The organism is Pseudarthrobacter sp. KH_020_B (assembly GCF_057840185.1).
The window spans coordinates 4,773,563-4,784,290 of the sequence record NZ_CM174506.1 but is presented as its reverse complement, the minus strand read 5'-3'; the positions used below and the strand labels follow the sequence as shown (position 1 = coordinate 4,784,290).

Below are 10,728 nucleotides of genomic sequence, written 5' to 3'. Positions count from 1 at the left end.
CAATCAGTTCCTCAAAACTTGCGTGTCTGCATTACGTGCAGCCCCAAGTCCCGAACCAGGATGCTGGTTCAGCTTCATCCACAGGGTTATGCACAGTCCGTGGATAATCGGCTACTGAGCCACTCTAGGGGATCAAAAGGCCAGAAGATAGCTGGGAAGTAGCTTGTGGATAATTACACCGTTGTGGTTCGAAAACAGGCCTTGTGAGCCACTTCATCCACAGGCTGTGGGGCCAGGTTAACCACAGCCGGGGACAGGGACCCAGGGGTTCTCCGGTTTGACTCTGGCAGGCATTTTGCCCTAACGTTGTGAAGTCCTTTGTGTACGCTTTTTGGCCCCATCTGAATCTCTCCGACGCACCGCGTTTGAGCAGCCGGGGGAAGCGTGCATATACAAAACTTAGCGTCGGCCAGTTCTTCCCCTTTTACTGATCGGGTGGGCGCACCTTTGATCCACTGGAGTAACTAACGTGAGCAAGCGGACTTTTCAGCCGAATAACCGCCGTCGAGCCAAGAAGCACGGCTTCCGCCTTCGTATGCGTACCCGTGCCGGCCGCGCCATCCTGGCAGCCCGTCGTGGCAAGGGCCGCACCGAACTGTCGGCCTAGATAACTGACTCGTCGGTCAACTTTTCTTTGCGAGTTTAAGGTGCTGGCCACCCGCAACCGTTTGAGGACTGCAACCGATTTTTCAACAACTGTACGTTCCGGTGTCCGCAATGGACGCCGGAACGTAGTGTTATATGCGGCAGCTATTGCTGCCGACGAACCCAGCCGGATCGGGTTCATCGTTTCCAAAGGTGTCGGGAACGCTGTGGTCAGGAACCTCGTTAAGAGGAGACTGAGGGAAGCCGGTGCTGCCTCGCTGCGCGAGTACGGTACCGGGTTCGCCATAGTGGTCCGGGCTTTGCCTGCGTCCGCTGCCGCCAGCTGGGATCAACTGCTGGCGGACTACAACGCCGCACTGGAATCAACCATGAGCCGGTTGGGCAGCCGCCTTCCGCGGGCTGCTGTAAACGGTTCAACCGGTACAACACAGGAAGGGACACAGCGTGCGTAAGGTAACTGCCGCCGTCGTCCACTACTTCAAGCCTGTTGCTGCCGCCGTGGGTACGTTCCTCTGGAACCTGCCCCGAAACATTCTTATTCTGCTGCTGATGGCCTACCGCAAGGTGATTTCTCCCTTGTATGGCCAGGTGTGCCGTTTCTTTCCTTCCTGCTCGGCGTACGCCCTTGAGGCGATCACTGTCCATGGGGCAGTCAAGGGCAGCTGGCTTGCGGCCCGTCGCCTTGTGCGCTGCCATCCGTGGAATGCCGGTGGTGTGGACCATGTCCCCGCCGGCCACCGCCACTGGCCCGAACACCGGACCCCCACAATTGTTGTGCTGAACAACCCGGACAAGTACCTGGCTGCTCAGACTGATGGAGAAGGCCGCCTTGCGGCCTGACGAATAGGGATATCGTATGGACTTCTTTGAAACAATCATGTTTCCGTTCAAGTGGCTTGTGTCCATCATCATGGTGGGTTTTCATGAGGGCCTGAGCTCCATCGGCCTGCCGGAAGCTTCCGGCTGGACCTGGACACTGTCCATCATCGGCCTGGTGTTGGTGATCCGGGCCGCGCTGATCCCGGTATTCGTCAAGCAGATCAAGGCCCAGCGCGGCATGCAGCTCCTGCAGCCGGACCTGAAGAAGCTGCAGGACAAGTACAAGGGCAAGACCGACCAGCTCTCCCGCCAGGCAATGGCGCAGGAGCAGATGGCCATGTACAAGAAGCATGGAACCAACCCGTTCTCGGCCTGCCTGCCCATGCTGATCCAGATGCCGTTCTTCTTCGCGCTCTTCCAGGTTCTGTCCGGCATCACGGCCGCCCGTACCCAGGGCAAGACCATGGGTGCCATGAGCCACGAGCAAGTGGTCCAGTTCGATGATTCAAGCATTTTTGGTGCCCCGCTTTCGGCAACCCTGCTTCACGGCACGCCCCCGGGCGGCAACGTGGTGGCCGTGTGGACGCTATCGATCGTGATGATCCTGGCCATGACGGCCTCGCAGTTCATCACGCAGAAGCAGATCATGGCCAAGAACATGTCTGAAGAGGCCATGGCCAGCCCGTTCATGCGCCAGCAGAAGATGATGCTGTACATCCTGCCCATCGTGTTTGGCGTGGGTGGCATCAACTTCCCCATCGGTGTCCTCATCTACTGGACCACCACCAACCTCTGGACCATGGCGCAGCAGTTCTTCGTCATCCGCCGCATGCCGACGCCGGGATCCCCCGCCGCCAAGGCACTCGCCGAGCGCCGCGCGGCCAAGGGCCTGCCGGCCCTGCCCATCCTGGGCGGGAAAAAGGCCGACGCCGAAGCAGAGGCAGCTGCCGCAGCTGCGATCATCGAGCAAAAGGGACAGCGCGTCCAGCCCCAGCGTAAGAACAGGAAGAAAAAGTAATGTCAGCCGAAAGCACCGAACACGCCCTTTCCGACGAGATCATTGACGATCAGGACGAATCAGCGACTGACGCCGATGCTTCCACCAAGGGATCCGCTGCCAGCCGCCTCGAAGAGGAAGGCGACGTTGCCGCCGACTACCTGGAGGAACTCCTTGATATCGCGGACATCGACGGCGACATAGACATCGAAGTCCGGAACGGCCGCACATACATCTCCATCGTTGCCGAGGACGAAACGGATGGTCTCAACAGCCTCGTCGGCGAAGACGGCGAAGTCCTGGAAGCCCTTCAGGAACTGACCCGGCTTTCTGTCCTCTCCGCAACGGAGAACCGCTCACGCCTGGTGCTGGACATCAACGGCTACCGTCAGCAGCGCGCCGGCCACCTCCAGAAGATCGCCGAGGAGGCGGTAGCTTCAGTCAAGGAGTCCGGTAAAGCCGTGGCACTGGAGCCGATGAGTGCCTACGAACGCAAAATCGTGCACGACGCCGTCGCTGACCTGGGCCTCGTCAGCGAGTCCGAGGGCGAAGGCGCCGGGCGTCACATCGTTGTATCCGCAGACTAGAGAATGCTGAACCGCTAATCATGGTTGACATCACGGCAGCAGAATTGCTGGCGGCCGAGAAGATTTTCGGTGACCGCCTGGACCTGGCCAAACGCTACGTAGAGCACTTGGCCACGTCCGGAACGGAACGCGGGCTGATCGGGCCGCGCGAGATCCCACGGTTGTGGGGCCGGCACGTCCTTAACTGTGCCGTCATCGAAAGCGAGATCGCGCACGGCAGCCATGTTGCCGACGTCGGAAGCGGTGCCGGTCTTCCCGGACTTTGCCTCGCCATCGCGCGGCCGGACCTTCAACTGACACTGATCGAACCGCTGGAACGCCGGGTGATCTGGCTTCAGGAAGTGGTGGACGATCTGGGCCTGACGAACGTCACGGTGATGCGGACCCGCGCGGAACTGGCAGTCGGCATGGTGGACGCTGATGTTGTGACTGCCCGGGCTGTTTCCGCGCTGAGCAACCTCGCCGGCCTGACCATCCCCCTGCTTGCCGGCAAGGGCGAGGTTGTGGCCATTAAGGGACGCAGCGCAGGCGAGGAAATCGAAAAAGCAGCGAAGGTCATCCGGAAACTCGGGGGCGTCCAGACCTCTGTAGTGACTGTCGGTGAAAACCTCCTGGAGGAGCCCACTACGGTGGTACGGATCGTCGTTAACAAGTCCCGAAAGATCTCCTAGTCCGGGCCCGGTGGCCTTGGTCTGCAGGGCGAAGCGGTTAGGCTAGACAACGGCAGCAAAAAGCCGAACGAGAGTGAGTGTGTCCCAGTGACCAGTAGCGAAGCCTCCACACAACGGATACCCCCGTTTGTGTCTTTGGGGTCAGCACGATCAGTTGCTGGCTTGGGCATGGGTTCCGCGCCGGGACGAGGGGAAGGTCACCCGAATCCGCTTGCAGATATGGCAATTCTTGCCTCTGTTTCACGTGAAACAACAACGGGTGGCAGGATCAACGTCATGGACACCATGGACGATTCCAGTCCTATTGCCCGGGAACTGGCGCACGAGACCAGGCGCCGCGAACGGCTGGTTGGCCGGAAACTTCCCAAGCCGGAGAAGACCCGTGTTTTCACGGTGTCCAACCAAAAGGGCGGGGTAGGCAAGACCACCACCACCGTGAACATTGCCGCTGCCCTGGCCGCGGCCGGCCTGAACGTCTTGGTTATTGACATCGATCCCCAGGGCAACGCCTCCACCGCCCTCGGCGTCGAGCACCATGCCGATGTGGACAGCATCTACGACGTCCTGATCAACGATTTCCCGCTTGCCGACGTGGTGGCTCCCTGCCCGGACATCAGCAACCTGATCTGTGCTCCTGCCACGATTCACCTGGCCGGCGCGGAGATTGAGCTTGTCTCGCTTGTGGCCCGTGAACAGCGGCTCCGCAGGGCGATCGATGTCTATGCCAAGACCCGGGCGAAGAACGGCGAAGAACGCCTCGACTACATCTTCATCGACTGCCCGCCGAGTCTCGGGTTGCTGACGGTAAATGCCTTCTGTGCAGCCGGTGAGGTTCTGATCCCCATCCAGTGCGAGTACTACGCCTTGGAAGGCCTCAGCCAGCTCCTCAAAAACATTGAGATGATCCAGAAGCACCTGAATGCCGACCTGGTGGTGTCCACCATTCTCCTCACGATGTACGACGGCCGAACCAACCTTGCAGCCCAGGTGGCAGCGGAAGTACGCCTGCACTTCCCCGAGCAGGTCCTTGGTGCCGTGGTCCCCCGCTCCGTGCGGATTTCAGAAGCCCCGAGCTACCAGCAAACCGTCATGACCTACGATCCTTCCTCCAGTGGCGCCCTGTCTTACCTGGAAGCCGCAGCCGAAATCGCTGAACGCTAGAATCTTCAAGAACTGCAACAACCGGAGTCCGGCAATGCCTGGCTCTTCCATCGGAGGGATTTATCCATGAGCGAAAAGCGACGTGGCCTAGGCCGCGGTCTTGGCGCACTCATTCCAAGTTCCGCCGGTAGTGCGTCGGGCAACGGCAGCGCTGTGTCGCGGCCGGTGGATCTCTTCTTCCCGGAAGGCCGTAAGAAAGTCGCTTCCTCTGACGATGTTTCGGGGAATGGTGGTGGAGCTTCGGATGCTTCCGCATCTTCCGAGGCGGTTGCTTCCGAGTCGGTTTCGCCGGGTCAGGCCAACGACGCATCGGTAACGAAGAAAGCAGCCACGCCGAGAACCTCCTCCCCCGCGAAGGCGCCCGCCAAGGCAGCCGACAAGCCGCCGGCCGCAAAATCTCCGGCCAAGGCTCCTGCGGAAGCTCCGGCAAATGGCCGTACAGCTGTATCGGCGGTGGACGGTGCGCGCGCTCCCGAAGACGCCGTGACAGGCGTGTTTGTATCCGAGGCACCTGAAACCCAGAGCAGTACGCCGGATAACGGCGTTGATCTTGTGGAAGTCCCCGGCGTGCGCTTTGCCGAGATTCCGGTCACCGACATCCATCCGAACCGTAAACAGCCCCGCTCAGTCTTCGATGATGATGACATGGCGGAGCTCATCCACTCCGTGCGCGAAATCGGCGTCCTCCAGCCAATTGTGGTTCGTACTTCAACCGAAGAGGGTGGAGAACCGTACGAGCTGGTGATGGGTGAGCGTCGCTGGAGGGCAGTACAGGCGGCCGGGATGGCGACCATCCCTGCCATCGTCCGGGACACCACGGATGACGACCTCCTCAGGGACGCACTGTTGGAGAACCTGCACCGCAGCCAGTTGAACCCGCTCGAAGAGGCGGCGGCCTACCAGCAGTTGCTCGAAGACTTCGGAACCACTCACGAGCAGCTTGCGGACCGCATTGGCCGTTCACGTCCCCAGGTTTCGAACACGCTGCGTCTGCTCAAACTTCCGCCCCTGGTTCAGCGTCGTGTGGCGGCCAGCGTTCTTTCCGCTGGCCACGCGCGTGCGCTGCTCGCCCTGCCGGATGCAGCAGCCATGGAACGCCTCGCCCAGAAGATCGTGGCCGAAGGCATGTCTGTTCGGGCAACCGAAGAAGCCGTGACTCTTTACCAGGACCCCGCGAAGCCTGCCAAGAACAACATCCCTCGTCCGGGAGCCCGCCACGAGCGACTGGACTATCTGGCATCCTCGTTGTCCGACCGCCTGGACACCAACGTCAAGATTTCCCTGGGCGTCCGCAAGGGGCGCGTCAGCATTGAATTTGCCAGTGTTGAAGACCTGAACCGCATCATGGAAGTTCTTGCGCCAGGATCTGAAAACTAGCGTTGTCTCTTCAAAGAAGGGCCTGTTTCACGTGAAACAGGCCCTTCTTGTGTCTGCACAGCTGCCATCTTTACATTCTGGAGTTGATACTGGCTGCGTACACGGTGGAGCTGAAGTGCCCGAAATCCAGAGCCCGCGGGTCGCATGACATGGCATACCGCCTGAGCCCGATGAAATACTTCTAGGTGGTGAGACGCGGACTTGGGACCGTCCGAGGCCTAGGACTCCTCCAATGACTGGCGTCTATGGTTGTGTTCCCGCGGCAGCGGTGGACTTCTGTAGCGTCAGGATTGCGGTCCCGCTGGAGATTGGCACTGGCCGAAACGCAGGTGGCATAGTCGCGAGCTCTCAAGTTGGCAATCAGGCCGGAGTGTCGATTCGACGGAACCCTGGTCACTCTGATGCGACTCATAATGAAGTGGATCCAGTGCATCCAGTGCATCCAGTGCATTCCGATGCGCCAACGCGGTTGAAGAAGGCCTGATTCGGGCTAATCTTCAATCAGTCGGTGCAGGCCGGACCGACGAAGCTGGCGGGAATGCCGTGTTCGTTGGCCTTGCCCCGTTCTATTCCATGTGGTTAGTGTGCAGCGCACGTACCCGTGCAGGTGTCGGCCCCGTCCCCCGTCTGCTTCGTCGAATATGGGGATGAGCCAGGATGGATGTCTTCACCGCGGACTTGTGGGCACGGCGGATTTTGGCCTCCAAGCTGGGACAGGGTCTGGTTCAGATGGGGAAGGCGCCTCCCGGCGACTGTTTCACGTGAAACAGCAAATGGGCCGAGTGAGGGGTCTGGGCGACGGATCCGGCTAATGGGATCATGAGGTTGGTGTGGTCTACGCTCTCAACGACTGATGTAGCCAATGTGACACCCGAAGTGTGGTTGCGGATGCGGTGAAGTGAATTCTGCTTTGCAGCATCCGAGAGGCTTCACGCGCAGCCGACGCTGGCAGAGCTACTCGTAGTTGGACTGCAGATCAGGCCCGGTCTGCGCGCGGTAGTCCTCCACACGCGGTAGTCCTGCACATGGTTTCACGTGAAACATCGGGACGAGTCCAGTGTGCTGTGACCTGCATGGCCCCTTGGGCCGAATGTCTTGACGGCGCCAGGGAGCGGGCTGCGTCTCGGTTTGAGAATCCCGCAGGCCGGTCCTCCCATCTCGATCGCCGGGGGGAACAGACGGGCCCAATCTCTGGAGTTCACGGCTTGGAGCCGATGATGCTCGTCACGCAACGAGGATGACGGTGCCCCACTCCCCTCGCCGATAGTGACGGTTTGCGGTACGCCACATGCTGCCGACGCAGCGGACCCCCGCCCAAGGCGCAGGGGACGCCGGCCCAGGCGCTCAGGGGACATTGGCAAGGCGTCCTGGGAGCCAGCATCGAATGGAGGGCCATGGCCGGAGGCCACAGCATGGCCCCGCCCGTCGTAGCCCGACCTTGGCGCCCACGTTCCATCCGGCGGGCGGCGAGCCTGAACAGAACGCTTCCAGGCCGATCCGAGAGGAGCTGTGAGCTGGACGCCTAGGGTCGATCACCGGGCTTGGGCAGCTCAGAAGGGACGGGCTAGGGCTGCGATGAGGGCCGCACGCCGGCGCTCCGTAGCATCGGTAGCATCGTGTGAGGAAGGCAGGAAGGCAGGAAGGCAGGAAGGCAGGAAGGCAGGAAGGCAGGAAGGCAGTCGGGCAGTCGGGCAGTCGGGCGGTCGGGCAGTCGGGCGGTCGGGCAGGTACGATCTTGGCATCCCCAACGGGCCTAGCGCCGAACAGTGTGCTGCGGCGATGGGATGCTGCGGCGGAATGGAGACTGCAGGGCGCCTCGATACGCACTGATCCGAGGAATCCATATCAATCCCCTGGGCTGGCCAATAGGGTCGCCGGCGGCCGCATCCGGGATCACCATCCCCGAGCCGGACCGCACTACTCCAGGCCGTCACAGCAGGACGTTGGGGCAACTCCTCACAGTGCGTTCCTGGAGCACCTCCTCGATTTGGCTCCGCCCCTCTGGGAAGTGATCGTGCAGCAGACAGAAAGGCCCAGTCTCGGAGTCTCCGGGAGGGGAACGAGTTTGCTGGTGGAGGACTGGGTCGTCTGGCTGTTCGCCAGTTTGTGACAGACAGGATTGCTCGGAAAGTTGAGGTCCCGAACGGGTAGCTAGGCCATGGAAATCGCCCCAGAGCACTGCCCGTTCTGAGGTGGTTCAGCCTCTCCAGACCGGAAGCAGTTTGGAGAATGGGCAAGAATGCGGCATGAAAGGTTTGTGAGTCCAGGGCGTCATTTACCCTGGGGGGCGAGGCCAACTCACCACGACGTCAGTTGGAGCCGACATAGGCCCGAGTCCTTAGGGTGTGAATAGCGTGGTGGATATCACTGTGGATAACTTTGTGGATAGATTGCGTGGTGGTGGCCATCACGAAGAGATTTGGCCCACGCCAGCACATCCAGAAACGAGCAGTCCGCACGTGCGCGAGATGGCCTCTGCCGTCCTGTTTCACGTGAAACAATACGAAGGCCCATCGAGGCTCGAAATTGGGGTAGAAAGCGACGCTAATAGTTCGATTTCCGGCGATACCGCCAGTCCAACGTGATCACGCGCCTCATCCGTGGTAGGCGTTCCGGAAGAAGTTCGGACTTGGGAGTGTCTCCTGATCTCGAGCCGAGTACCAGCGGCACTGGATCCACGATCTACTGGCCGGTGGATAAGCCTGTGGATAACATCTGGGGATAACTTCGAAACCCTGTGAAATTAGCCCATGGAACCCGGCAGTCGAACCGGACAGTCACGCTTCGGATGAATACGCCAACGTCATCTACTCACATCAATCACCCGGTCGAGGTCTGTGCATGTGGAGCTAATCGGGCATCTCGGGCTCCGGCGTCTGACCCGGAACACAGGCATAGGCCAGTTGATTCATGACCTGCCAACACTGATGCTGAGTGCCCGGCGCTTTCTTCTGACGCGCATCCCATCGACGCGTGGCCTATTGGTCGTGTGGTCTAGTGGTGGCCGCCCTGGTCGGAAACTGTAGCGTGGACTGACTTGTTGATGACCGAACTAGGCGACTCTGGTACCGTCCTTCGCTGACTGGACGACAGCTGTAGGGATCTGCGACTTGGGATGTGTGGTGTGGAAGCCACAGATCCTATTTGGACTACGGGCAGCTACGCGGCGGCCATCTTCTTTCATCCCCGGTGGAGGCTGACGGTCTCCCACCGGCGCAGCAGCCTGCAGCGCTCGGACTGAGGTTCCCTCACACAGGTATGCACAAGGGCCGGTGGCGGGAGTGGAGGATGCCGGCGGTTTAGAGGGTATCTGCGGCGTGAATAATGTGGCCTCTTATGCGTGGGCGATGTGCGGGTGCGCGAGTCACCGGTCGTGGCTCAAGGGGCTTGAGGTGGCGTCGCGGCCATCGTGCAGCTGGCTGCAGAGGCGAGCAGCCAGCACATTCTGGAGCCGGTGTTTTGGGCATTCCATCCAGGGATGACATGAACCAATTTTTGTTCAGTTCGTTTCACGTGAAACAGTACGTTCGAGTCTGCCATCTACGGAACCATCGCCCGACCCGGGCACGTTTCACGAGACAGTGCGGCGTGGAAAGGCATATGTATCCTCGTGCAGCCCTTTGCCGGCACGCAATCGTGGCGCGCAGGAGGTCTCCGGGTATGGCGCCATTGAGACTGGCGCGGTCGCTGTGCAAGGGTTGAAGCCGCAACATGCGTGTGGTGCGTGTGCCGGGGCGGTTGTTGGGCGCGGGCCAGAGCATATCAGGCGTGGACAATCTCCGCGTGTGCATCCTCCTTTGGCCATCCGCATGAATGGACACAACATACAATGCGACCATGAGCACGTATGGGGCCCCACCAGCGCGGCGAACATAGGCCGGAATGCGCGACGGTTCCTCTCCGGGCGCCGGCCAAATCCTCACCGGAGGCCGGACGTGTCGTCTGAGAGGCGTCGTGAGTTTTCAGGCCTACGGACCCCAATCCGCCCGACGGCGACTTATCTCTATTGGTCGCTTTTTCAACGTAGCCCGAGTATGCCCCCGCGGGGTCGCTGCATCTTGAGTTGCACGTGGCTGTGTCGTCGACATGCGGTGGACAAGACTGGACTCTTGAAACCTGGACTGCTGAAACAGTCCAGGTTTCCACTGAACAGGCTACCTTCGAGGCAGGTTGCCACCGTGCCGCGGTTTGGCGCATCGGTTTGTGCGCGTTTCCGGGCTGGCCGTCATTTTCGGGAGGACTGTGCCCTTGAAATCGTGGATTGACTCCAATTGATCGGATCCTCGGAATATGGCAGCCGCCCGGCTTGCCCCGACCAGCGCCCGACTCCCCTTACCAGCGCTGGCTCCCGACCACCGGCGTTGAGTTTGCCCCAAATCTTGGAACTGCGGCGTCTCGAGTGGCCAGTTGCGAGTATCGGCGTTTGATTCAAACCAAGTCGACCAGCGAGACTGGAACGTTGGCCCGGCCAGCGTGTTTCCGGCAATTCGATGCTCCAGTCCATATTTGG

Annotated in this window: 8 protein-coding genes; all 8 read left to right on the top strand. The window is 60.6% G+C overall.

The features are described from left to right. Positions 1-469: 469 nt before the first annotated feature. Positions 470-607 (top strand): 50S ribosomal protein L34, encoded by a 138-nt coding sequence (gene rpmH / locus AC3IT0_RS22390; protein WP_003800212.1) that lies wholly within the window; start codon positions 470-472, stop codon positions 605-607. A 40-nt stretch (positions 608-647) separates the two neighbouring features. Beyond that, the gene (gene rnpA, locus AC3IT0_RS22385; protein WP_056342732.1) at positions 648-1,058 is read left to right on the top strand and encodes a ribonuclease P protein component; all 411 of its coding nucleotides are present in this window, start codon (positions 648-650) and stop codon (positions 1,056-1,058) included. Next, positions 1,051-1,446 (top strand): membrane protein insertion efficiency factor YidD, encoded by a 396-nt coding sequence (gene yidD / locus AC3IT0_RS22380; protein WP_489321811.1) that lies wholly within the window; start codon positions 1,051-1,053, stop codon positions 1,444-1,446. The genes rnpA and yidD overlap by 8 nt, the downstream gene beginning before the upstream one ends. Positions 1,447-1,462: 16 nt before the next feature. Continuing rightward, complete coding sequence (gene yidC, locus AC3IT0_RS22375) at positions 1,463-2,443, top strand: membrane protein insertase YidC (protein WP_489321810.1); 981 nt, start codon at positions 1,463-1,465, stop codon at positions 2,441-2,443. Continuing rightward, positions 2,443-3,009: a Jag family protein gene (locus tag AC3IT0_RS22370; protein WP_489321809.1), complete on the top strand. Its 567-nt coding sequence runs from the start codon at positions 2,443-2,445 to the stop codon at positions 3,007-3,009. Before yidC ends, AC3IT0_RS22370 begins: the two co-directional genes overlap by 1 nt. A gap of 20 nt (positions 3,010-3,029) precedes the next feature. Then, positions 3,030-3,680 carry a 16S rRNA (guanine(527)-N(7))-methyltransferase RsmG gene (gene rsmG / locus AC3IT0_RS22365; protein ID WP_485837613.1) on the top strand — a complete coding sequence of 217 codons (651 nt, stop codon included), beginning with the start codon at positions 3,030-3,032 and terminating at the stop codon, positions 3,678-3,680. A gap of 87 nt (positions 3,681-3,767) precedes the next feature. Continuing rightward, complete coding sequence (locus AC3IT0_RS22360; RefSeq protein ID WP_489321808.1) at positions 3,768-4,841, top strand: ParA family protein; 1,074 nt, start codon at positions 3,768-3,770, stop codon at positions 4,839-4,841. A gap of 66 nt (positions 4,842-4,907) precedes the next feature. Then, positions 4,908-6,218: a ParB/RepB/Spo0J family partition protein gene (locus AC3IT0_RS22355; RefSeq protein WP_489321807.1), complete on the top strand. Its 1,311-nt coding sequence runs from the start codon at positions 4,908-4,910 to the stop codon at positions 6,216-6,218. The last annotated feature ends 4,510 nt before the right edge of the window (positions 6,219-10,728 follow it).

Excerpts from the sequence above, each read along its gene's own strand:
- yidC (WP_489321810.1), top strand. The coding sequence starts at position 1,463 with ATGGACTTCTTTGAAACAATCATGTTTCCGTTCAAGTGGCTTGTGTCC.
- AC3IT0_RS22370 (WP_489321809.1), top strand. The coding sequence starts at position 2,443 with ATGTCAGCCGAAAGCACCGAACACGCCCTTTCCGACGAGATCATTGAC.
- rsmG (WP_485837613.1), top strand. The coding sequence starts at position 3,030 with ATGGTTGACATCACGGCAGCAGAATTGCTGGCGGCCGAGAAGATTTTC.
- AC3IT0_RS22355 (WP_489321807.1), top strand. The coding sequence starts at position 4,908 with ATGAGCGAAAAGCGACGTGGCCTAGGCCGCGGTCTTGGCGCACTCATT.